Annotated in this window: 21 protein-coding genes, 2 tRNA genes and 1 pseudogene; 7 read left to right on the top strand and 17 right to left on the bottom strand. The window is 56.4% G+C overall.

Features of this window, described 5'->3' with window-relative positions; translation table 11 throughout:
* Positions 1–87 precede the first annotated feature (87 nt).
* From FMN52_RS00465 to FMN52_RS00455, 3 genes are all read right to left on the bottom strand, one after another.
* Positions 88–163 (bottom strand) — tRNA-Gly (locus FMN52_RS00465).
* A 58-nt stretch (positions 164–221) separates the two neighbouring features.
* A complete protein-coding gene (locus FMN52_RS00460; RefSeq protein WP_148606763.1) occupies positions 222–938 on the bottom strand; it encodes a murein L,D-transpeptidase catalytic domain family protein in 717 nt (238 codons plus the stop codon).
* Positions 939–1,083: 145 nt separating this feature from the next.
* Complete coding sequence (locus tag FMN52_RS00455; protein WP_148606762.1) at positions 1,084–1,686, bottom strand: DUF924 family protein; 603 nt, start codon at positions 1,684–1,686, stop codon at positions 1,084–1,086.
* Between the two features lie 102 nt (positions 1,687–1,788).
* Here FMN52_RS00455 and FMN52_RS00450 point away from each other — a divergent pair, with 102 nt between their 5' ends.
* From FMN52_RS00450 to FMN52_RS00440, 3 genes are all read left to right on the top strand, one after another.
* The gene (locus tag FMN52_RS00450; protein ID WP_148606761.1) at positions 1,789–2,163 is read left to right on the top strand and encodes a CbiX/SirB N-terminal domain-containing protein; all 375 of its coding nucleotides are present in this window, start codon (positions 1,789–1,791) and stop codon (positions 2,161–2,163) included.
* Positions 2,164–2,216: 53 nt separating this feature from the next.
* A complete protein-coding gene (locus FMN52_RS00445) occupies positions 2,217–3,134 on the top strand; it encodes a TIGR01777 family oxidoreductase (protein ID WP_148606760.1) in 918 nt (305 codons plus the stop codon).
* Between the two features lie 139 nt (positions 3,135–3,273).
* Positions 3,274–3,349: transfer RNA gene (locus FMN52_RS00440), tRNA-Glu, on the top strand.
* A 109-nt stretch (positions 3,350–3,458) separates the two neighbouring features.
* Here FMN52_RS00440 and ccoM read toward each other — a convergent pair.
* Positions 3,459–3,551, bottom strand: a pseudogene (ccoM, locus tag FMN52_RS20135) (cytochrome c oxidase subunit CcoM); the annotation flags it as partial.
* Positions 3,552–3,789: 238 nt separating this feature from the next.
* On the opposite strand from ccoM, the gene FMN52_RS00435 reads away from it, so the two are divergent.
* Genes FMN52_RS00435 through pta form a run of 3 tightly spaced genes read left to right on the top strand, consistent with a single transcriptional unit; the run spans position 3,790 to position 9,609 of the window.
* Positions 3,790–6,201, top strand: a complete 2,412-nt coding sequence (locus FMN52_RS00435) for an EAL domain-containing protein (RefSeq protein ID WP_148606759.1) — start codon at positions 3,790–3,792, stop codon at positions 6,199–6,201.
* Positions 6,202–6,228: 27 nt separating this feature from the next.
* Positions 6,229–7,425 (top strand): acetate kinase, encoded by a 1,197-nt coding sequence (locus FMN52_RS00430; protein ID WP_148606758.1) that lies wholly within the window; start codon positions 6,229–6,231, stop codon positions 7,423–7,425.
* 27 nt (positions 7,426–7,452) lie between these two features.
* Complete coding sequence (pta, locus tag FMN52_RS00425; protein WP_148606757.1) at positions 7,453–9,609, top strand: phosphate acetyltransferase; 2,157 nt, start codon at positions 7,453–7,455, stop codon at positions 9,607–9,609.
* Positions 9,610–9,637: 28 nt separating this feature from the next.
* Here pta and der read toward each other — a convergent pair whose 3' ends face one another.
* The 13 genes from der to trmJ all read right to left on the bottom strand — a co-directional run bounded on the left by der (position 9,638) and on the right by trmJ (position 22,346).
* Positions 9,638–11,059 (bottom strand): ribosome biogenesis GTPase Der, encoded by a 1,422-nt coding sequence (gene der, locus FMN52_RS00420; protein WP_148606756.1) that lies wholly within the window; start codon positions 11,057–11,059, stop codon positions 9,638–9,640.
* A 9-nt stretch (positions 11,060–11,068) separates the two neighbouring features.
* Positions 11,069–12,241, bottom strand: coding sequence for an outer membrane protein assembly factor BamB (gene bamB, locus FMN52_RS00415; protein WP_148606755.1), 1,173 nt, complete (start codon positions 12,239–12,241; stop codon positions 11,069–11,071).
* Positions 12,241–12,897: a tetratricopeptide repeat protein gene (locus tag FMN52_RS00410; protein WP_148606754.1), complete on the bottom strand. Its 657-nt coding sequence runs from the start codon at positions 12,895–12,897 to the stop codon at positions 12,241–12,243. The genes bamB and FMN52_RS00410 overlap by 1 nt, the downstream gene beginning before the upstream one ends.
* Before the next feature lie 52 nt (positions 12,898–12,949).
* A complete protein-coding gene (hisS, locus tag FMN52_RS00405; RefSeq protein ID WP_148606753.1) occupies positions 12,950–14,230 on the bottom strand; it encodes a histidine--tRNA ligase in 1,281 nt (426 codons plus the stop codon).
* A gap of 49 nt (positions 14,231–14,279) precedes the next feature.
* On the bottom strand, positions 14,280–15,398 hold the full coding sequence (gene ispG, locus FMN52_RS00400; protein ID WP_148606752.1) for a flavodoxin-dependent (E)-4-hydroxy-3-methylbut-2-enyl-diphosphate synthase: 1,119 nt from the start codon (positions 15,396–15,398) through the stop codon (positions 14,280–14,282).
* 35 nt (positions 15,399–15,433) lie between these two features.
* Entirely contained in the window at positions 15,434–16,459 is a 1,026-nt protein-coding gene (locus FMN52_RS00395) for a RodZ domain-containing protein (RefSeq protein ID WP_148606751.1), read from the bottom strand.
* A complete protein-coding gene (gene pilW, locus FMN52_RS00390) occupies positions 16,449–17,222 on the bottom strand; it encodes a type IV pilus biogenesis/stability protein PilW (RefSeq protein ID WP_148606948.1) in 774 nt (257 codons plus the stop codon). Before pilW ends, FMN52_RS00395 begins: the two co-directional genes overlap by 11 nt.
* A 74-nt stretch (positions 17,223–17,296) precedes the next feature.
* Positions 17,297–18,409: a 23S rRNA (adenine(2503)-C(2))-methyltransferase RlmN gene (gene rlmN / locus FMN52_RS00385; protein ID WP_148606750.1), complete on the bottom strand. Its 1,113-nt coding sequence runs from the start codon at positions 18,407–18,409 to the stop codon at positions 17,297–17,299.
* A gap of 63 nt (positions 18,410–18,472) precedes the next feature.
* Positions 18,473–18,901, bottom strand: a complete 429-nt coding sequence (ndk, locus tag FMN52_RS00380; RefSeq protein WP_069184985.1) for a nucleoside-diphosphate kinase — start codon at positions 18,899–18,901, stop codon at positions 18,473–18,475.
* A gap of 68 nt (positions 18,902–18,969) precedes the next feature.
* Positions 18,970–20,118, bottom strand: coding sequence for an IscS subfamily cysteine desulfurase (locus tag FMN52_RS00375; RefSeq protein WP_148606749.1), 1,149 nt, complete (start codon positions 20,116–20,118; stop codon positions 18,970–18,972).
* Positions 20,119–20,140: 22 nt separating this feature from the next.
* A complete protein-coding gene (gene iscR / locus FMN52_RS00370; RefSeq protein WP_148606748.1) occupies positions 20,141–20,638 on the bottom strand; it encodes a Fe-S cluster assembly transcriptional regulator IscR in 498 nt (165 codons plus the stop codon).
* Positions 20,639–20,716: 78 nt separating this feature from the next.
* Positions 20,717–21,490: a serine O-acetyltransferase gene (cysE, locus tag FMN52_RS00365; RefSeq protein ID WP_148606747.1), complete on the bottom strand. Its 774-nt coding sequence runs from the start codon at positions 21,488–21,490 to the stop codon at positions 20,717–20,719.
* Positions 21,483–22,346: a tRNA (cytosine(32)/uridine(32)-2'-O)-methyltransferase TrmJ gene (trmJ, locus tag FMN52_RS00360; RefSeq protein ID WP_148606746.1), complete on the bottom strand. Its 864-nt coding sequence runs from the start codon at positions 22,344–22,346 to the stop codon at positions 21,483–21,485. Before trmJ ends, cysE begins: the two co-directional genes overlap by 8 nt.
* A 183-nt stretch (positions 22,347–22,529) precedes the next feature.
* Here trmJ and FMN52_RS00355 point away from each other — a divergent pair, with 183 nt between their 5' ends.
* Positions 22,530–23,330: an inositol monophosphatase family protein gene (locus tag FMN52_RS00355; RefSeq protein ID WP_148606745.1), complete on the top strand. Its 801-nt coding sequence runs from the start codon at positions 22,530–22,532 to the stop codon at positions 23,328–23,330.
* Positions 23,331–23,383 lie beyond the last annotated feature (53 nt).

Raw genomic sequence — 23,383 nt, 5'->3', positions numbered from 1 at the left:
ATACCTGACCGCACACCCCGGCGCCGAGGTTGCAGGTGCCCGAAAACGAAAAAACCCGGCCCTTTTCAGGACCGGGTTTTCGAAATCTGGAGCGGGAAACGAGATTCGAACTCGCGACCCCAACCTTGGCAAGGTTGTGCTCTACCAACTGAGCTATTCCCGCAATGCTGATCGGCTGTTACCGACAACGGAGGCGTATTCTACGGATCCCGACGAAGCCGTCAACCACTTTTTTGCAGGTTTTTTCCAGCCAGTGTCTTGTTGTCACATTTCAGGAAACCGGAACTGTGCAGCCATTCCTGATCGGGGTAGTACTTGAACACCAGTTGCCCCCCTTTCAGATTATCTACCACGCGTTTGATGATCTGGCTATCCACGGCTGGGCACCCGTGGCTGCGACCAATACGGCCGTATTTACTGACCCAGTCATCATTGACGTAATCGGCGCCATGAATAACGATGGCGCGCTGCCTGGCAAGATCATTGATTCCCGGTTCGAGACCATCCAGCCTGAGCGAATACCCGTGCTTACCGTAATAGGATTCCCGGGCCTGGAAAAGCCCGATACTGGACTGGTGGCTGCCCTCGACGTTGGAAAAGGCAGTCGATTCAAAATTCCCAGAATTCTTACCATGGGCGACCAGGTCGCGCAGCACCAACTCACCCTTGTCAAGGTCAAAAATCCAGAGCCGCTCCTGACTGGACGGCAACGAGAAATCGATAACCGCGAGCCGCTCGGGCATTTCCACGCCACTCGAGACAGCGCAGCGAGAAGCGTTGATCGCTGTTTTGAGAACCGCTGTATCAAGTTTCGGTGCGGCTGCGCTGAGGCGACCTAGAAGCTGATCATCCAGAGAGGCGCCGAACGTTGAAAAAGGTAGCGAAGCACACGCAGCCAAAAGCAGGCCAGCGGGCGTAAAACGCCGCGTTTTTTGCATTACATTCCCCGAAAAAATGATTGCAGGCCTACAGCCGAATCGCCAGCCTGTCAGAAGTCAGTGTTGCGCATTTTATCAGGGAAAATTGCTAACCCCGTCAGAATGTACGTTTTTTATACAAAACTTTAAGGAAACAGCGATCACCCTACTGACCGAACCGGCGCCCACCTTTCAGGTAATCCCTCTCCTCTGGCGTTGAAGTTCTGCCGAGAGCCTTGTTGCGGTGTGGAAAACGACCGTACTCCTTAATGATGGCCCGGTGATCCCGTGCAGACTGTAGAAAGCTGCCCATGAAATCAGCAAGAATCCCCTGGGTCGACCGCGCAAGCTGTTCATAACACTCCACGGACATGTCCTGATCGTCTTTGAGCTCGGAATGCTGCATGGGCATATAAAGAAACGCTCTGTGGACCGGGGCCAACATCATATCCTGCCCTTTCTGCATCGCTTGCCGGCAGAGCTTTCTGGCCTGACGGTCCTGATCAAATGCCATGGCACTGCCGCGGAAAATGTTCCGTGAAAACTGGTCGAGCAGGATGATCTCGGCGAGCATCCCGCCGGCCTCACTTCTCCAGTGGTCCAGCCCCTGTTCGGATGCAAACAGCACCATCGACAGGAAACGCCGCCGGATTTCCTGGTCGAATCTGCGATCGGACCGGAACCACTTGTTCCGATGATCGCTGTCAGGCAATCCATATTCGTCCAATTCGCCAAACCAGAAATCCAGAATCTCTTTCCAATCGAACATTCACCGTCACCCTGTTACTTTAGATATTGCCGGGCCTCGAACAGCGCCTGGCACACCGGACTTACGACAGGCCCTATTAAATTGACTACTTCAGGAGCGGCAATGAAAAGCCCCCGCATTATTCTGTTGGCACATGGAAGCAGTGACAAGCGCTGGTGTGAAACCTTTGAACAGCTTGCTGCGCCAACGCTTGCATCTGTCAACAACGCTCAGGTTGCCTATATGGAACTCGCCGAACCATCCATGGATACCGTTATCAAGGAAGGCGTTGCGGAAGGCACAACCGAGTTTAGGATCGTACCCCTGTTTCTCGCAGCCGGACGTCACTTGCGCAAGGATGTTCCAGCGATGATCGAAGAGCTGGAAAAAGTTCATGGCGCAACGATTCAGCTGGCGCCTCCGATTGGTGAAAATCCTTTGCTCGGACAGGCAATTCGAGACGTTGTTATGCTTCAACTGGAAGAGACGCCAGCCTGAGCCCGGCGTTTTGAAAAAGATTCGGCGGGACAAGCGCGAAAGGAGCAACAATTATGTCGAAAAGGATTCTGATTACCGGTGGTACCGGATTTATCGGCCATGTTCTGTGCCGTGAACTGCTGGCACGGGATTACGAGCTTACGGTTTTCAGCCGGCAACCGGCAGAAACGGTCAAGTCCAATTGTGGTCGGGTCGAAGCAATCCGCGATCTCCAACAGCTCCGTTCCCACCCGGGGTTTGATGCAGTGATCAATCTTGCCGGTGAAGGAATCGCTGACAAACGTTGGTCCGAAGCCCGCAAACAGGAACTGCGGGACAGCCGGATTGGGGTAACCGAAACGCTTGTTGAGGTCATCCGCAGCTGGGAACAAGCGCCGGATGTATTGGTCTCCGGATCGGCTGTAGGCTTCTACGGTGACCAAGGGGCTGCGACGGTAACGGAAGAGACCAGCCCCAATGATGAATTTACCCACCGCCTTTGCCGCGACTGGGAAAACGCCGCCAAACCTCTCGCAGACGATGGCGTGAGAGTATGCTTCTCCCGAACGGGGGTTGTGGCAGGCCCGGGCGGTGGCTTCCTTGAACGGATGCTCCTGCCCTTCAAACTGGGACTTGGTGGGCGGCTCGGCAGCGGAACCCAATACATGCCGTGGGTCCACCGCGACGATGTCGTCGGCGCTGTTATCTGGATGATGGAAAACCCTGACGCCTCTGGACCGTTCAATGTGGTAAGTCCTAATCCGGCAACCAACGCAGAATTCACCCGGAGTCTGGGAAAGGTTTTGCGCCGCCCCACTCTTTTTCCGGCGCCGGCACCAGTACTTAAGGTCGCCCTGGGAGAAATGGCGCGCCTTCTGCTCACCGGGCAGAAAGCTATTCCAGAGAAACTTACGAGGGAAAATTTTGAATTCCGGTATCCCGATCTGGAGCCAGCATTGGCTCAATGCATTGCTCCGGGGTCATCCCGGTGAAACGGCTTCTGCTAGCGACCGGCGTCGAGGAAGGCATCGATCAACGCCGCTGATTTTTTTCAAAAAAGGCGTTGACAGTGTTCCGAAGCTTTCTTAATATACGCGCCACCTCGACGAGGCAAGGTGTTGAAAACGTTGCGTCCCCTTCGTCTAGTGGCCTAGGACTCCGCCCTTTCACGGCGGCAACAGGGGTTCGAACCCCCTAGGGGACGCCAATTTCTCTACCTTGATGTTGTGGGAAGCCAGAATTCCCCGACAGCACCCTTAGATCGGTTTCTGACCGTGCTTATCTTCTTTTCTGCCCTGGTGTCCGTGCTCCTTCTGATCTTTCATCACGAAGATGCCTACACCTACAAAAAAGCCAACCATCAGCAATACGGTGGCAATACCCGCGATCACAACGGCATCCATATACATTTTGCTTCTCCTTCCGGCAATTAACTTGATGAAACTCAGGTTACGCCCGGCACGCCCGCTTGGTATTGATCCAGGTCAACGTATTTAGCAGGCCCGATGTACGCATAAATACTGAACCACAACACGTTTCCTTCGATTTTTCCTGCATTTGCAAGGCATTTGAAAGAGACTACTGCTATAGTCGGACTCAAGGGAATTGTCCGATCTCTAACCGGTCTGGGTAGCTGAAGTTCAAGACATGCCAAAACTGTCGACGCGTCTTCAACGTTTTCGAACGGGCTCGCCCCTGTCTTTCAGGCTGCTGGCCTGGATTCTCCTATTTAGCTCCGCTTTTACACTCGTAGCGTCCGCACTCCAGATCTACTCCGATTATCGAAAAGACCTCTCGCAGATCGACAACCGTATGCAGGTGGTTGAGGCCGGCTACGCTTCCAGTCTGGCCCGCAGTCTATGGGCCCTTGACCAGAAACTCCTGCAAACCCAGATGGAGGGTATTCTCAGCCTGCCCGATGTGGTTCATCTTCGGCTGCGAATCGAACCGGATTCCGAGCTGGTCATCGGTGAATTGCCCAGGGACACGAAAACCACATCCCACAGCTTCAGTCTCATTCATCAAGGCGATGAAATGTTCAAACTGGGTGAGCTAACAGTGACTGCAGACCTGGACCGGGTCTACGATGAACTCAAGCGGAAGGTGGGGGTCATTCTCCTGACCCAGTTCCTCAAGACATTCTTTGTTTCGATTCTGATTATCTGGATCTTCCAACACTTCGTTGCACGCCATCTGACGACCATGGCGAATTACGCACGGGACTTCTCCCTGAAAACCACCTCCAGTCCCCTCACTCTGGATAGACCCGACACTCCATCAAACCGCAACGACGAGCTCGGCCGGGTTAAAGAAGCCATCAATCAGATGCGCGAGCGACTCAATGCAGATATGGAAAGGCAACAAAAAGATGCTGCCGAAATCCGCAAATTCTCCAAAGCCATTGAACAAAGTCCCTCTTCCGTTCTGATCTGCGACCGGCAGTGGCGCATCGAATTTGCCAACCAGAAATTCACCCAGTTAACCGGGTACGAAGCCGGATCGATTATTGGTAAACACCCGGGCTCACTCGGGAACAACGATATAGAAAACCGTGATAACCGGCACCTCTGGCAATCTATCCGCTTGCAGGTTCAGCGGGTCGGGGTCTGGCAGGGGGAAGTGAACAGCGTGCGCCGTAACGGCGAACGCTTCTGGGAGCAGCTGATAGTTACCCCCATCAAGGACGATTCCGGGGGCACCACCGGTTACCTCATTCTCGGTGAGGACATCAGCATCCGTAAACGGTATGAGCAGCAGCTGTTGCGCCAGGCCAACTACGACATCCTGACCGGTCTGCCGAACCGAATGCTGGCCCTGGATCGACTGAAGCTGGCACTTGCCCAGGCACGTCGGGAAAGCACCCTTGTTGGGGTGATGTTCCTGGATCTCGATAACTTCAAGCACATAAACGATACCCTCGGCCACGACGCAGGTGACAACCTGCTGATTGAGGCGGCCCGCAGGATTTCCAGCTGCCTTCGGGGTACCAGTACCGTGGCCCGCCTGGGAGGTGATGAGTTCCTGGTAATCTTGCCAGGCCTTACCGGCCCGGAGGCTTCATCCCAGGTGGCAGAGCGTATTCTGAAGACCTTCTCGCCGCCCTATATACTGAACGGTCAGGAAGTATTCGTAACCACCAGTATCGGGATTGCAATCTTCCCGACAGACTCTGATAACAGCGGCACGCTCCTACAGCACGCCGATGCCGCCATGTACCAGGCCAAGCACAAAGGCAAGAGTTCCTTCGCCCATTTCGCGCCGGAAATGACCGAAGTCTCACACGAACGCCTGAAGATGGAGTCCAGCCTGCGCAGGGCTCTGGAACTGAGGGAATTTGAGCTGTATTTCCAGCCTATCGTGAATACCGAATCCGGTACCCTTTGCTCGGTTGAGGCTCTGTTACGCTGGAACAATCCGGCCATGGGCATGGTGATGCCTGATCGCTTCATTCCCCTGGCCGAGGAAACCGGACTGATTACGCCCATTGGCGAGTGGGTTCTGGAGGAGGCCTGTCGGGCTGCCATGGGATGGAAGCAGGCTATCGGAAAAGACATCGGCATCTCCGTGAATGTATCACCCCGCCAGTTCCGCGATCCTGGCTTTACCGAGGCCGTCATGCACGCCCTCTCGGCCAGTGGTCTGGCACCGGAACAGCTGGAACTTGAGATCACCGAAAGACTGATTCTCGACAACTCCATTGAAACCGCCGAGATCCTTCGACAGCTCGACAAAGCGGGCATCCGGTTGTCTGTAGACGATTTCGGCACCGGCTATTCCGCCCTCAGCTACCTGAAGAGCTACCCGTTTGATACCCTGAAGATCGATAAATCGTTTGTTCAGGATGTCATGAAGGAGCCCGAGGATGCCTCACTGGTAAGGGCCATCATCAACATGGCCCACAGCCTTGGCCTGCGGGTGATCGCTGAAGGTGTGGAAGAAGAGGCTCAGACCCACTTCCTGAGAAAGGAAGGTTGCGACTTCTCTCAAGGGTACTTCTACAGTCGCCCTCTGCCAGCTCCGGATTTTGACGCCTGGCTGGTCACCAATCATCGGGTATAGATCGAAAACCGTTGGAACGTCACTCCCATGGAAGACACCGTACTTGTCGTGAACTGCGGCAGCTCATCCTTGAAACTCGCGTTATTTGACGGTCAGCATCGAAAGCTGGCGTCCGCTCTGGCCGAACGCCTTGACCAGAGCGATGCGTTTGCTCGGGTTAAAGGCCGGAAAGGAACCATTCCACTGGATCCCGGTGCCAGCCACGATCAGGCGCTGAACGCTCTGGTCATGGCATTCCGGGACCAGGGACTGATGGCATCGGACCCGACGGCCGTTGGCCACCGGGTCGTTCATGGCGGCGAGACTTTCCGCGAGGCCGTGCTTCTTGATGCCGATGCCATCGATGCCATTGAGGACTGCGCGAATCTGGCCCCACTGCACAACCCGGTCAATCTATCAGGTATTCGCGCAACCCTGGCACAGTTTCCCGAGGTGCCCCAGGCCGCCGTTTTCGATACCGCCTTTCACCAGACTCTTCCCAGACGGGCATTCCTCTATGCGCTGCCTGAGGCCTGGTACCGCGATTGGGGGATTCGCCGTTACGGATTCCACGGCACCAGTCATGCCTTTATGGCCGCCGAAGCTGCCCGGTTGCTGTGCAAAACACAGGCAACCACCTCGATCATCTCAGCCCACCTCGGTAACGGCTGCAGCATTGCCGCCATCCGTGACGGGCTCAGTGTTGATACCAGCATGGGCCTTACGCCTCTGGAAGGCCTGGTGATGGGAACCCGTAGCGGGGATGTCGATCCCGGCCTTTTCGACTTTCTGCGCAGCAAGGGCATCGCTGCCGAAGAGGTGCACCGGATCCTGAACCAGGAAAGTGGCCTACTCGGCCTTTCCGGCCAGACCAATGACATGCGTTCTCTCTGTGAACTCGCGGACCACGGCCATGAGCCATCACAAACTGCCATTGATGTGTTCTGCTTTCGCCTGGCCCGTTACGTTGGCGCCATGATGGCATCCCTGAGCCATCTGGACGCGCTGGTTTTTACTGGCGGCATCGGTGAAAACAGCGCTCGAATCAGAGCGGAAACCGTCAACCATCTCAAGCTCATGGGATTTGACCTCAGCCCGGACCTCAACAACCATCATGGCGAATTCAGCGACGGCCGGATCGAAAGCCCCGACTCCAGGTTTCCCGTGTTGGTGATCCCCACCAACGAGGAACTGGTTATTGCCAGGGAAGCATCCCGGCTTGCCGGCTCTGCAGCTCTGACCTGACCCACACGCATCACCAGGAATACCATCATGGCAAAGAGTCTCTTTTTTGCACCGACATCCATTGATTCAGGGCTCACGTCGGTTTGTCTTGGGCTGCTGCGCGCCCTGGAGCGAGTGGGCGTGAGCGTGGGCTTTTACAAGCCTTTCTGTCAGTCCGTCCACCACGCGGAATCCATGCACAACGCGGGTCAGGACTCCTCCGTCGCTTTCGTGCGTGCCAGCAGCCACCTCAATCCACCAGATCCGATTGCGCTGAAGGAAGCCCAGCAGCTGCTCAACAGAGGCAAATCCGATTACCTGCTCGAGACAGTGGTCGGCGAATACCAGAAGGTTGCGCGAGACGTGGACGTGGTGATCATCGAAGGCCTGGTCCCGGACCGTAGCGAAGCCTACATTGCCAGGCTGAACGTGGAGGTCGCCCGCAACCTCGGTTCCGAGGTCATCCTCGTGAATACCCCAAAAAACCTGGATGCCCAGCAAGTCGATGAGGAACTGGACTTCTCGTCGCGCCTGTTTGCCAACCCGAGCGACCCGGATGTCATTGGCGTCATACTGAACAAGGTCGGAGAGCCGGAGCAGGCGGGTCTTGAGCCCCGACCCAACAGCAACCACCCTGCCCCGACCACCATTGATTACCAGAGCCAGTGCAAAGTATTCAGCGAGGGGCGCTTTCGCCTGATTGCCGAGATTCCCTGGCAGCCGGAGCTGCTCGCACCTCGGGTTTCTGATATTGCCCGAGAGCTGGGACTACCGGTCCTAAACGAAGGCCAGATGCACTCACGCCGGATCCAGAAGGTGTCTGTGTGCGCCCGAAGTATCCGCAATATGACTGAGACTCTCAGACCCGGCACCTTGCTGGTAACCCCGGGGGATCGAGAAGACATTGTGGTGACCACAGCGGTTGCTGCTCTGAACGGGGTCCCACTGGCCGGCCTGATGCTCACCGGTGGCCTGATGCCGGACCAGCGTGTGATCGAGCTCTGTCACCGAGCGCTGGAAACCGGTTTGCCGGTACTGGGCTCCGATGCCAACACCTATGAGACGGCCCACATGCTGGCGAATCTTTCGTCCGCCATTCCAATCGATGACCCCAACCGTATTGAAAAAGCGATGGAGGCGGTTGCCACTCGCATAGACACAGACTGGCTGCAGCAGCACCTCAAAGTCGCGCGACAAAACAGACTTTCTCCTCCGGCTTTCCGGTATCAGCTGTCAGAGCGGGCCCGGGCAGCGAACAAACGCATCGTACTGCCCGAGGGCAGTGAGCCAAGAACCGTGCAGGCGGCTATTATCTGTCATCAACGCAAGCTGGCACGGTGTGCCCTGATCGGGAATGCGGCAGAGATAGGGCGGGTTGCGGATTCCCAGGATCTTGAGCTGCCTGAGGATATCGAGATTATTGATCCGTCAGAGGTGCGCCAGCGCTATGTCGGTCCAATGGTAGAGTTGCGCAAGCATAAGGGGCTGACATCGGACATGGCCGAAGCCATGCTCGAAGACAACGTCGTTCTGGGTACCATGATGGTGGCTCTGGATGAGGCCGATGGCCTGGTGTCGGGGGCCATCCACACAACAGCCAATACGGTGCGCCCCGCCCTTCAGCTGATCAAGACCCACGACCACGCAAGAGTGGTCTCTTCCGTGTTCTTCATGTTGCTACCGCAACAGGTGGTGGTTTACGGGGACTGCGCCATAAATCCGGACCCGAATGCCGAGGAACTGGCGGATATTGCTATCCAGAGCGCGGAATCAGCGGAAGCTTTCGGGATCGAGCCAGTGGTCGCGATGATCAGCTACAGCACTGGGGAATCAGGCAGCGGCCAGGATGTAGACAAGGTAAGAGAAGCCACAAAAATAGCTCGTGAGCGCAGGCCGGATCTTCTGATAGACGGACCACTTCAGTACGATGCTGCGGCCATCGAGAGCGTGGCCAGGAGCAAGGCGCCGGACAGCAAGGTTGCGGGCAAGGCCACGGTATTCGTTTTCCCGGACCTGAATACCGGCAACACCACCTACAAGGCAGTTCAGCGCAGTGCCAATGTGGTCAGTATCGGACCCATGCTGCAGGGTCTGCGCAAGCCGGTCAACGATTTGTCCCGGGGGGCACTGGTGGAGGATATTGTGTTCACCGTTGCCTTGACCGCCGTTCAGGCCAAGCAGGTTGAACATGCCGGGCCGGGCTGAGGCAATCTTCCCTCACCCGGCCTCGGAATCAGCGTTTGAGACTCTTCTGGCGTTTTTTCTTAGGGCGACGACCCTGTTTCTCGTCGTTGTCCTTCTTGACCTTCTGACGCGGCGTCAGACGGTCCACTTTGCCAGCGAACGGATTTTCGCTTGATTTGAATTCAAAACGGATCGGTGACCCCGTTACCTTCAGGACCTTGCGGAAGGTATTCTCAAGGTATCGCTTGTACGCGCCCGGCAGCGAATCCACCTGGTTACCGTGAACCACAATCACTGGCGGATTGGACCCGCCCTGGTGTGCGTAACGCAGTTTGATTCGACGCCCATGCACCATGGGAGGCTGGTGCTGCGCAATGGCATCCTGCAGGATGGCAGTCAGGCGATTGGTCGGCCACTTCGCCATGGCAGACTCGTAGCACGCCTCCACCGACTCATACATAACGCCGACACCAGATCCGTGAAGCGCTGAAATATAGTGCTTATCGGCGTAATCCAGGAAGTCGAGACGACGCTGCACCTGCTCTTTTACCTTGGCCCGGTCATCAGGATCCATGCCGTCCCACTTATTGATAGCAATTACCAGCGAACGGCCTGCATCGAGGACAAACCCGATGAGGTGAAGATCCTGATCCACCAGTCCTTCCCGGGCATCAATGACCAGAATGACCACATGAGCGTCATCAATGGCCTGCAGCGTTTTGATAATGGAAAACTTTTCCACCACTTCGCTAACATTCTTTCGCCGACGGACACCTGCGGTATCAATCAATGTGTATTGACTGCCCTGACGCTCGTACGGGATATAGACACTATCCCGGGTGGTACCCGGCATGTCGTAAACCACGACGCGGTCCTCGCCGAGCATCCGGTTGACCAGGGTAGACTTACCTACGTTCGGCCTCCCCACCACGCCGATACGGATGCCAGGGTAACGATCTGCCCGGTCCTCTTCCTCCCGCTCCTCTTCGGAGGGCAGCAGGATTTCGAGCATTGAACGGATTCCGCGGTTGTGGGAGGCGGCAACAAGAAAGGTGGACTCAAAGCCAAGGCTGTAAAAATCGGACGCCGCGATATCCGGATCCTGGCCATCGGTCTTGTTAACAACAAGGTGAGCCAGCTTGCCGGAACGACGAAGACTGTCCGCAATGAGTTCATCGCCTGCGGTCAGGCCGGCACGGCCGTCTACCAGGAACAATACAATGTCGGCTTCTTCTACCGCCTGCATGGACTGCCGGGCCATTTCCAGATCCAGACCCTGCTCGTCACCGGTAAGGCCACCGGTATCAATGACGATGAAGCGCTGCCCCTCGTAGCTGCCCTCACCGTATTTGCGGTCACGGGTTAGCCCCGGGAAATCCGCAACCAGGGCATCCCTGGAACGGGTCATCTGATTAAACAATGTCGATTTGCCGACGTTAGGGCGTCCGACAAGGGCAATAACTGGAGTCATAATAGGGGATCAATCCTGCGGCTTAACCTGGAATACGGCCATCTTTCCGCTGTTGCCAAAAACCAGCAGGTTACCATTAGCGAGGCGTTGGGCGGGTACGCGGATACCCTCATCGTCGAACTCCAGTTGGCCAACCAGGCTGCCATCCTCGCGGTCAATGGCATGCAGGTAACCCTCGAAGTCGCCTACCACCAGATAATCCTCATAAACCATTGGCTGGGTCAGTTGTCGCCATGCAAGACGATCCTGGGTCCAGACTTCACGACGGTCTGACCCTCTCAGGGCAAGAATGTCGCCATTGGAAGAGGCAAGATAGATTTGGCCACCGCCAATCATCGGCGAGTAGAGGCTGGATGCATTCCGGCTCCAGATTTCCTGGCCAGTGCGAATATCAACAAGGGCAAGCTTGCCCTGATAACCAACCACCATGACGGCAGTTTCAAGAACCAGGGGCTGCCCCGTCACGTCGACCAGCCGTTCGAGCTCTGTGCGGCCCTGGGCCTGACCCACTTCGTATTGCCACATGGGCTGCCCCGAGGCTGCCGCTAAAGCGATCAGTTTGCCACTGGCAAAGGATGCAATGACCACATCACCACCGACCAGGGGTGCAGCGGCGGCCCGCATCGAAAGCACCGGAACGGTTCCGTCATACTGCCATAGCTTCTCGCCATCAGCGGCGCTGAAGCCGAGAACCTTGCCATCAGTGGTCTGGGCAACAACGAGCGAGCCATTGGACTGGGGCGCTGACAGCACTTCTGTCGGCAGAGGCTGACGCCAGACCTCGGAGCCGTCCTCACGGGAAAGGGCCACCAGATCCGCGTTCTCGGTGGTCAGGTAGAGATACTGCCCATCACCGCCGAGACCTGAGAAGATGCGCTCCTCAAATTCTGATTCCCAGACAACCTTGCCGGAATCCGAGGCCACTGCGTAAAGCTCACCATCCGCCGATGCGACGTAGATCAGATCACCGGTATTCAGGGGTGCCAGGTAGAGAAAATCACCATCATGACCGTCGCCCACGGACATGCTCCAGACTCTCTTGAATTCGGCGGACGCCTCAATCTCGGGAACCGGAACAGGTTGTTCGAAAGTATCCGTAGTGCTACAGCCCGAAAGTGCGACCAGCAGCGCCAGCCCCAGAAACAGTCCGCGTCTCGAGATCCTGTCGCGGAAAACCGGCATCAGGCATCCTCCCCGACACCGAGGTCTGCCAGTTTCAGTTCCAGAATACCGCTACGACCCTGCTGGCTCTCCTCTCGGGCAGCAAGATAGGCCTCACGGGCGCCCTCTTGGTCACCCTGTGCCAACAGTATGTCGCCACGGAGCTCGGAGTACATGGCATCGAAGGCATCGGCATTGCCGGCACCATCAATGGTGGCCAGGGCATCGTCGTACTGACCTGCAGAAAATTGTGCGCGGGCCAGACGATTACGGACCACGAGCGCCAATGCCTCGTGCTCACTGGTGTTTTCCAGCGCCCACTTCAGGGAATCAACTGCCGCTTCGGCATTGCCCTCCTGCATTAACTGCTGGCGTGCGAGGATCAGATTGCCGTAAACCGCGTAGGCGCTGTCCGTGTAATCTTCCCTCAGGGTCTGCGCCACGAAAGCAACGGTCTCACCGCTGGTTTCATCAGCTTGATCACTGAAGGCATTGAGGAGGTTGGCGAACTGGTTCGCTGCCTCAGTGCGCTGCTGGGCCTGATGGTTCTGCCAAGCCTGCCATCCAAACACAATGGCCAGGGCCGCACCAATGCCGATCAGCAGAGAGCTGCCGTTCTTTTTCCACCAGTCCTTGATCGCCTGGACTTGTTCTTCTTCGGTGCGCAACTCTGCCATGAGGACTCCTGTAGTCGAATTTTTGCTTTTGTATCAGTACGTTTGATCAGATTCAGTTGGCCAGTTTTGCTGCCAGAGACTCGGCCAGCTCATCCTGGGCGATCTCGCTTTGTGGCTCATCCGCACGCAAAGGCTTGAGCCCGGCGGTGCCACTGGCCACTTCGTTCTCACCCAGAATAACGGCGTAGCTGGCACCACTCCGGTCAGCTTTCTTCATCTGGCTTTTAAAACTACCGCCGCCACAGTGGGAAACGATCACCCGCCCCGGCAAGGCTGCACGCAGCTTTTCAGCCAGTTTAAGGGCTGGGGCCAACGCCACGTCACCCATAGCCGTCACATAAATATCGGCATCACTGTTCACGTAATCCGGGACCAATTCAAGCGTTTCCAGTAGCAAAATAAGGCGCTCGAGCCCCATTGCAAAGCCAACCGCGAACGTCGGTTTGCCACCCAGCTGTTCCACCAGACCATCGTACCGGCCACCAGCGCATACGGTGCCTTGGGCGCCAAGGCTGTCGGTTATCCATTCAAAGACCGTTTTGCCGTAATAATCCAGGCCCCGGACCAGCGCCGGATTCACCGAATAGTTCACACCTGCAGCATCCAGAAGCGCTTTCAGGCGCTCGAAATGCTCACGGGATTCGTCATCAAGATAGTCATCAAGGCTGGGCGCGTTTTCCAGGATCTTGCGAGTGGAGGGATCCTTGCTATCCAGGATGCGCAGGGGATTAGACTCCAGACGACGCTGGCTGTCAGCATCCAGATCTGATTTGAACTGATCGAGGTAATCCACCAGAGCCGACCGGTAAGTCCGACGGGACTCGGACGTTCCGATCGAATTAATTTCCAGCCGGGTATGCTCAGCGAGCCCCAGCTCTTTCCAGAGCCTTGCGGTCAGTATCAGCAGCTCGGCATCAATATCAGGGCCGGTCATACCAAAACATTCCACGCCGATCTGGTGGAACTGACGATAGCGCCCTTTTTGCGGACGTTCATGCCGGAACATCGGGCCGGTATACCAGAGCCGGCGGGTCTGATTGAACAGCAAACCGTGTTCCTCGGCTGCCCGGACACACCCGGCTGTGCCCTCCGGGCGAAGCGTCAGGCTGTCGCCATTGCGGTCTTCAAAGGTGTACATTTCCTTTTCGACAATGTCGGTAACCTCACCAATCGACCGTTTGAAAAGATCGGTCTGCTCCACAATCGGCATGCGGATTTCCTGGTAGCCATACTGGGCCAGCACCCTGCGAACCGTGGATTCCACAAACTGCCAAACGGGCGTCTGCTCCGGCAGGATATCGTTCATCCCGCGAATTGCCTGAATCTTTGCCAATGTTAACCCTTAACTCTGTCTGGATGGTTGTGCCCGGAAATGGAAACGATCAGTTGTCTGAGCGGGCAATGATCGATTCTTCCTGTTCCTTGCGACGTGCTACTTCCTCGCGAATCAGGCGCTCCAGATCGTCAGTCAGTGTGGCGTTGTCCAGCTTCTGATTTGGTTTGCCCGCCATGTAGAAGAGATTCTTGGGGCTGCCACCGGTAAGTCCGAGATCGGCAACTTTGGCTTCACCCGGGCCATTGACGATGCACCCGATAATCGCCACATCGAGGGAGTCGTTCACATCTTCCAGCCGCGCCTCCAGATCGTTCATGGTCTGGATCACATCAAAGTTCTGGCGGGAACAGCTGGGACAGGCGATGAAATTGATGCCTCGGCTCCGCAGCCGAAGGCTCTTGAGAATATCGAAACCCACCTTGATTTCCTGCACCGGGTCTGCCGCAAGAGACACCCGGATGGTGTCACCGATACCATCCATCAGAAGCATGCCAAGCCCAATCGAAGACTTGACCGTACCCGAGCGCAGTCCACCGGCCTCGGTGATACCCAGATGAAGGGGCTGCTCAATCTGCTGGGCGATCTTGCGATAGGCGTCCACCGTCATGAATACTTCGGAGGCTTTCAGGCTGACTTTGAAGTCCTGAAAGTCATGACGGTCAAGGATATCAATGTGGCGCATGGCCGATTCCACCAGCGCATCCGCCGTGGGCTCTCCGTATTTACGCTGCAGCGACTTCTCCAACGAACCGGCATTAACACCGATACGAATCGGAATGTTGCCGTCCCGGGCCGCACTGATGACCGCGCTGACGCGGTCGTCGCGGCCGATGTTACCCGGGTTTATTCGAAGACAGTCCACACCCAGTTCGGCCACCCTGAGGGCGATCTTGTAATCGAAGTGGATGTCGGCGACCAATGGCAGAGACACCTGCTCCCGAATCTTCCCGAACGCCTCCGCGGCGTCCATGGACGGTACAGAAACCCGCACAATGTCCGCGCCCGCTTCCTGCAATGCCTGAATCTGGCCAACCGTGGCCTCCACATCACAGGTGTTGGTGTTGGTCATGCTCTGCACCGCAATCGGCGCGTCGCCACCTACAGGAACATTGCCCACCATGATCTGGCGGGATTTGCGTCTGGTAATCGGGGAATCCTGTTTCATATCTTACTGACCGATATAGAAAATTTGATCAAGTTTCAAATTGTCAGGGTAAATTCTGACCGATTGTTGACAACCCGGTAGCCACCAATATCCACAGGCTCGCCCTGGAAACGGATGGATGCCACCGCATCAACTGCGCCAATCACAACCCTTAGCGGGGATGGTCCGGCGACATCAATCTGATCTCCGTTCCCCTGAAGCGAATTCACCAGACGGTTACCCGCTGCATCACTGACCTGAACCCAACAATCATCACTGAAACGAATCTGAAGCCGACCGGTATCCGCCACCTCAGACATTCCGTTTGGATTCTCAAGCACCGGCTCGGTAGTCTGAACAACCGCCGGAATCTGCTCAGTTACCGGCTCGGAAGGCTCCGACCGGGTGTCTTCAACCGCGGCCGTCTCAATTGGCGCCTGAGCCTCGCCAGCATCCGGTTCAACGGGCTCCACCAACGGTTCCCGCGTATCTGTTGCCACCGGCTCAGATTCCATGGCCACAGGCTTCGGCTCTTCAACACTCGCCACCACTTCAGGCTCGGAGCGTTCAGGCTCGGACAACGTCGCCAATTCCTCAGTCTCACCCTGATCTTCCGGCGCAGCCTCGGGCTCTGTTACCGCCTCGGAGGGTGCTCCATCCTGCTCTGGAACCAGGAAGGTGTAGGCCAGATAACCGGCAATGCCCAAAACAACCAGGAAAAACAGGGCCTTTGCCAACTGCCGTTTGCGACGTCTGCGACGCTCGATATCAATCAGGGGATTGGCTTCCTGCTCCTGTTCCCTCTGTTGCCGGATCGGCTCCAGCTCCTGATCCAGATCGGCAATCACCGCATCCGCATCCAACCCAACCTGTTTTGCGTAAGCCCTGACGTACCCTTTCAGAAAGAGCTCACTGTCAATCTGGCTGTAATCTCCCGACTCTATCGCCTGAATGACTGAAGGGCGCAAATGCTGCGCCGCGGCGATATCCGAGGTACTCAGACCGGCTTTTTCCCGTGCCTTCTGAAGCTGCTGCCCTATGGGCTCTTTCATCGCTGGCTGTGAGTTTTCTTCAGTTGCCATTAGAAATCAGCACCTTATATTGTTGGTATTCGACTGACTCCGGAAATTTGTTTCTAAGCTGAAGCGCAAGGCTTGCTTCCTGGTTTTCATCGCTGTAATAGCGAGCAATGCGGATTCCGGTAAGAAGGCTCTCTGGCGAGTGAACCAGGCGCTGATTCCTTTGCATCAGTGAAATCAGGCGAGAATAGTAGCGGGCCGCATCGTCGTAATTCCCGGTCTCGGCGGAAACCCGTGAAAGAGCCAACAGGGAGCGGGCATCGCCCCGTGTTAGCTCCACCGCCCGGAGGTAGGACGTCGCTGCAGCCTCCAGCTCGCCGAGTCGTTCCTGAGTCATGCCCAGGTTAAAGAACACAGAGCCACGATCCTGATAGCCGGTATCCCGGGAGGCAGCGCGGAACTGATCGCGAGCATCTTCCATCCGACCCCGCCCGAACAGGAATGCCCCGTAATACACTCGTGCCCTGGTATAGGCCGGATCCTCGGAAATCGCCTTTTTGAAGTTACGCTCGGCCAGCTCAGGCTCACCTTCCGCGTTATAGACCAGGCCCATGGCGGCCCTGGCGCCGGGGTCATCTGAATCCAGCTTGAGCGCCCTGTCCAGATGATGGCGAGCCCGCTCAAGATTGCCCTGTCCAATGTAGGCGGTGGCGAGTTTCACATAGTTATCGAGGGCTTCCTGACGATCCGCTTCCCGCGAGAACCGACTGTCCGTGGTAGTAACGCACCCTGTAACCAGCAGAGTCAGCAGCATAACGGCGAACATGGAAAAACGTCGGCTTGCTGGTGTTGTTATCACGGGTGTCCCCTTCCTCGATTGGGCTGCAAGACGTTCCTGGTTCAGGCATTCACCTGCTGAACCTGAATGTACCTCTGGCTTCGACGGGTCCTGTCTTCAACCCGACCTACCAGCTGACCACAGGCGGCATCGATATCGTCACCCCGGGTCGTTCTGATGGTAGCGATGTAGCCAGCCTCATTCAGAACCGTCTGGAACCGTCGGGTCGCATTCATACTCGGCCTCCGGAAATCGCTTTCCGGGAAGGGGTTGAATGGTATCAGATTGATCTTGCACGGCAGATCCCGCAGCAGCACCGCAAGCTCGCGGGCGTGCTCCGGTTGATCATTCATCCCCTCAATCACGGTGTACTCGATCGTCGCCTTCCGCTTGTCCGGCAACCGGGCGAAGTAACGCTTGGTGGCGGCCAGCAATTCGGCAATCGGGTACTTTTTATTCAACGGAACCAGTTTGTTACGCAGCTCATCATTCGGGGCATGCAGGGAAATGGCCAGTGAAACATCGGTAACTTCCGACAGGCGGTCCAGAGCCGGCACAACACCGGAGGTGCTGAGAGTAACCCTACGCTTGGAGATCCCGTAGGCCAGATCCTCCATCATGAGGTTCATGGCATCCACGACATTGTCGAAATTCAGCAGCGGCTCGCCCATACCCATCATCACCACATTGGTGATCGGCCGATCCGGACCTGGCTCAAAAGGCATAAAGGCCTTGCGCGCGACCCACACCTGACCGATGACTTCCGCCGCGGTGAGATTGCGGTTGAACCCACGCTTTCCCGTGGAGCAGAAGGTACAGTCGAGGCTGCAGCCGATCTGGGAGGAAACACACAACGTGCCGCGCTCCCCGTCCGGAATCAGCACAGTCTCGACACTGTTGCCGTTGTCCATGCGCATCACCCATTTACGGGTGCCGTCTTTGGACGTTTCGTCGTAAACCACTTCCGGACCACGGATTTCGGCAACCTGCTTCAGCTTTTCCCGAAGCGCCTTGCTCATATTGGTCATTTGATCGAAGTCATCAGCGCCACGCTGATGGATCCACTGTAAAACCTGTGTGGCACGAAAACGCTTCTCTCCCAGGGTTTCGAAGAAAGCCTCGAGCTTTGCTTTCGGCATCCCAAGAAGATTCGTTTTTTCAGCGGCCGCAGTCATTTCATAACCTCGATCAGATAATCAATTCAGAGGCGACCGAATGATCGCCTCCGATCAACGCGATCAGCCCCGCGGGCAAATCTCGTTGTCATTAAAGAAATAAGCGATTTCGCGCTCAGCAGAAGCCGCGGAATCAGAGCCGTGAACGGCGTTGGCATCGATGGATGATGCGAAATCTGCACGGATGGTGCCGGCGTCGGCTTCCTTCGGGTTGGTCGCGCCCATCAGATCACGGTTCTTCAGGATGGCACCCTCGCCTTCCAGAACCTGAACAACCACCGGGCCGGAGGTCATGAATGCAACCAGGTCATTGAAGAACGGACGCTCTTTGTGTTCTGCGTAGAAGCCCTCTGCTTGTTCCTGAGTGAGGTGCATCATTTTGGCAGCAACAATGTTCAGGCCAGCTTTCTCAAAGCGGCTGTAAATTTCGCCGATCACGTTTTTTGCTACCGCGTCGGGCTTGATAATAGAGAGCGTGCGCTCAGTTGCCATGGTCTTTCTCCAGTTTGTGGATGGTTAAAATTCTGGCCTGCGATTATACGCAGTCCGGGGCAAACTTCCTACCGCACTGCACGTAGGCGGGTAACAACATCAACTATTTGCGAACTGGCAAAAGCCACTTCCTCCTCCGTTGTGTAACGGCCGATAGAAAAACGCAGCGCCCGATGGGCCTGCTCATCACTTAAACCAATGCCACGGAGAACGTAAGAAGGCTCTACCGTGGCTGAAGCGCAGGCCGAGCCGGAGGAAACAGCGAGATCCCGCAGGCCCAACATCAGGGACTCCGCATCAACACCGTCAAAAGAAAGATTCACGATACCGGGGACGCGTCTGCTTTCACTGCCGTTCAGGCTGACACCCTCGAGCGATTCGAGTCCCACCAGGAAAGACTCCCGAAGCGCCTCCAGCTTGACGACTTCCTCCTCAAGCCCGGATTGGGCGATCGAAAACGCCTTTCCCATTCCCACAATCTGGTGAGTCGGCAGTGTTCCGGAACGCATCCCTCGCTCATGCCCGCCCCCATGAATCTGGGCGTCAATGCGAACGTCAGGTGACCGCCTCACGTAGAGCGCACCTACGCCTTTCGGCCCGTAAACCTTGTGCCCCGAAAGCGCTAACAGATCCACCGGCATGGAGGTAACATCAATCACCATCTTGCCCGCAGCCTGAGCGGCATCAACGTGGAACAGAACACCCCGCTTACGCAATTCGGCACCAATGGCGACGACATCCGTAATGGCCCCCAGCTCATTGTTCACCAGCATCAGGCTAACCAGAACGGTATTGTCCCTGAGCGAATCCAAAACCTGGTCAAAACTGATCGTTCCATCAGCGGCAGGGTCCAGCCATGTCACTTCGGTGCCCTGGCGCTCCAGCCACTTGCAGGTATCCACGACCGCTTTATGTTCAATCTTCGAGGTGACAATATGAGCGTCCTGGCGGTCGCCAACGGCACCCTTGATCGCCAGATTGTCCGACTCTGTAGCACCTGACGTCCAGACGATCTCACGGGGGTCGGCGTGAATCAGACCAGCTACCTGCTTGCGTGCAGCTTCTACAGCAGCTTCCGCCTGCCAACCGTAGGCGTGGGTGCGGGAGGCAGGATTGCCGAATACGCCATCCAGGGTGAGGTACTTCATCATTTCATCAGCGACAGCTGGATCAACGGGCGTGGTGGCCGCGTAGTCCATATAAACGGGCTTTTTCATGGATTCCGGAAACTTGTTGGTGTCAGGCCGGCGCCTGATCAGACAGGCGTTCGGTGTTGATGGTTTCAGAGCCGTTATCAGACTGGCGGCGATTCTGCCGGTCCGCAACCTGGCGAATTTCATGTTTTCTCATCAGATCTCCCAGACTGATCTGGCTGAGAAACTGATGAATCTGATCGCTGAGATCAGACCAGAGATGGTGGGTCAGGCACTTCTCGCCGTTCTGGCAATCGCCCTTGTTGCCACACCGGGTGGTGTCCAGCGATTCGCTGACGGCATCAACCACTTCGGCTATGTAAAGCTCAGCCGCCGGACGACTAAGCCTGTAACCACCACCGGGGCCACGAATACTGACGACCAGTTTCTGGCGGCGGAGACGAGAAAAAAGCTGTTCCAGGTAGGACAGTGAGATTTCCTGACGAGCCGAAATATCGGCGAGACTCACCGGCCCCTGGTCTCCATGCAGAGCCAGATCAAGCATTGCCGTTACGGCGTAGCGGCCTTTGGTGGTCAACTTCATAGTGTCAGCCCCGTGACGGGATTGAATCTCAAATATGCAGCTGAGAGTATGAATTGACCTACCATTTCAGTCAAGTATTCAGCGACGCACCTCATCGTCGTCGCGGACGCAATCAAAGTCCTCATCCTGTAGCGGTGGCAGCTCACCGTTCTGGTAATCGCTGTTCACTTTGCGCAGTGCCTTGCACATGTTCTCGATGCGGTCATCCACTGCATGCATGTGATCAAGCAACGAGCGCATGGCCCGCGCGACAGGGTCTGGCATTTCCTCCGTCACACCATAGGCGTCGAACCCCATGCGTTCTTCCATCTCCTTTCGGCGCTCCTCATCTTCGCCTTTGCGCTTGATGATGACACGACCCGGAATACCAACTACCGTTGCGCCGGCGGGCACTTCCTTGGTAACCACTGAATTGGAGCCAATCTTGGCACCCTCGCCCACTTCAAACGGCCCCAGAATTTTTGCGCCAGCTCCCACAACCACACTATTTCCGATGGTAGGGTGACGTTTGCCCTTATTCCAACTGGTTCCGCCGAGGGTAACGCCCTGATAAAGAGTCACGTCATCGCCGATCACCGTGGTCTCGCCAATGACCACACCCATACCGTGGTCGATGAAAAACCGGCGGCCAATAGTCGCTCCCGGGTGAATCTCGATGCCGGTCAGCCATCGGGCAATGGTGGAAATAGTGCGAGCAAGCCATTTCAGCCCGAGACTCCACAACCAGTGGGAAAACCGATGGAAAAGCAGTGCGTGCAAACCCGGGTAGTTGGTCAGAACTTCAAAGGTGTTCCTGGCAGCCGGGTCCCGGTGGAATACGCTGTTAATGTCTTCCCGCAAACGCTCAAACATGGCCATTATCCTGTTCCGTCGCCGCAGCGCCGGCCTCGGTTGATTTGCTGTTGTTCCGTGAGCCTGCCGCCTTCTGAACAGCAGTGAGAATACCCCTGAGAATATTGATTTCCATCTGATCCAGTCTGGCTCGCTGGAACAGTCGCCGCAAGCGCGTCATCAGCTGCCTCGGGTTTTCCCGTCGATGGAAATCGACATCAATCAGCACCTGCTCCAGATGCCCGAAAAAGCCTTCGACATCATGAACTTTAGCGGGCGGCACGTCCCAACCGTCGTCGCCGGGCCTGGTCATCGACTTTAGGTATGGGCTTCCTGCACCGCCTTCAAGGCTACGCAGATAAAACATCCGCAATTCATAGCACATGACCTGCACCGCCATGGCCAGGTTAAGGGAGCTATAATCCGGATTGGACGGAATATGGATGTGATAGTGGCAGCGCTGCAGTTCGTCGTTGCTCAGACCATGGTTCTCTCTTCCGAACACCATGGCAACCGGGCCGCTTTCAGCGTGTCCTGCCGCAGCGGCTGCAGCCTCAGGCGGCGCACAGACCGGCCAGGGCACCTTTCTTCCCCGTGCGCTTGTACCCATGACCAGCACGCACTCAGCGAGCGCTTCGTCCAACGAAGAAACCACCTGTGCGTTATCAAGCACATCCGAAGCGCCGGCTGCACGCGCGTAGGAAGCCTCATCCGGAAAAGAACAGGGATTAACCAGCCACAGATTAGCCAGCCCCATATTCTTCATGGCACGGGCAACAGCACCAATATTGCCCGAATGGGAGGTCTCAACCAGAACGATCCGAATCTGATCCTGAAATGTTTCCGTCCCTTCCTGTGGAAGTGCGCTTTTGTGCATTGTAAGCAGGCCCAAGGTTATTGATCAGGCCGGCAATGATAGCAGAAAGCACCCGCATTCTGCCCCTCCGGAGAACCCGTAACCTCTGGTTATCCGTGCTTTTGCTGAGTCAAAAAACATACAAGCGGGGTGATCTTTTGCTATGATAGCCGGCCTTCACACACCCGGATAATGAACACTCAGATGCAACCAGCTATTAAAATGGCCCTGCGCGTCGCGCGTCAGGGGTCTGACTATCTGAAAGCCCATTTCGAGCGCCAGGAACCCACCGGCAAGGACGACTCAGAACGCCGTCGCCAGCTGGAACGGGTTGAGCAGTCTATCTACGATAACTTTGCCGAGCAGCTCGAAAAGGCCTACAAGGACCACAGCATCGCGCCTCTGAACGAAGCGAATGCCGGAACCAGCGAGAAGAGCTGGCACATTTTTCCTGTCCTGGGCCGTGAGAATTTCCTTCGGGGCATTCCGGAGTTTGCTCTGGCGCTGTCTCAGAAGAAGAATAATCGTACCGAAAACCTGCTTCTGGTAAATCCCGTTACCGGCGAAGAATACTCCGCCAGCCGTGGCCATGGCGCTGCCTTGAACAGCCGCCGGGTTCGCGCTTCAGAAATCAAACTGCCAGAAAAAGCCGCCATAGCCACCAACCTGCTGGATCAGGCCCGAAAGAGCGAAGATCCGATGCTCTGGGGCGAAATGGCTGCTGTGCTGGCACGGGATTCCGGCATGTTCCGCACCTCCGGCTGCGTGGTACTGGATATCGCCCGGGTTTCCGCAGGACTGATGGACGCGGCGATTATTTTCCGGCCGGAAGCGGCCGACTTGGATCTTGGCGTCACACTGGCCATGGAATCCGGCGCTCTGACCGGCGACTTCTCCGGCAACCCGTCTACCGGTAACGCCCGCCAGCTGGTGGTCGCAAATCCGAAACTGTTCCGCGAAGTGCTGAAAGTACTGCATCCGTTCCGGGGCCGCCTGCCTCGTTGAGGCTTCCGGCTCTAACGGGCATAAAAAAACCGCCAGCATCCTGTGGCGGTTTT

Source organism: Marinobacter sp. BW6 (genome assembly GCF_008107725.1).
In the GTDB taxonomy this organism is placed as follows: domain Bacteria; phylum Pseudomonadota; class Gammaproteobacteria; order Pseudomonadales; family Oleiphilaceae; genus Marinobacter.
The sequence above is the reverse complement of the archived record's forward strand: the minus strand, read 5'-3'. Positions and strand labels throughout refer to the sequence as shown.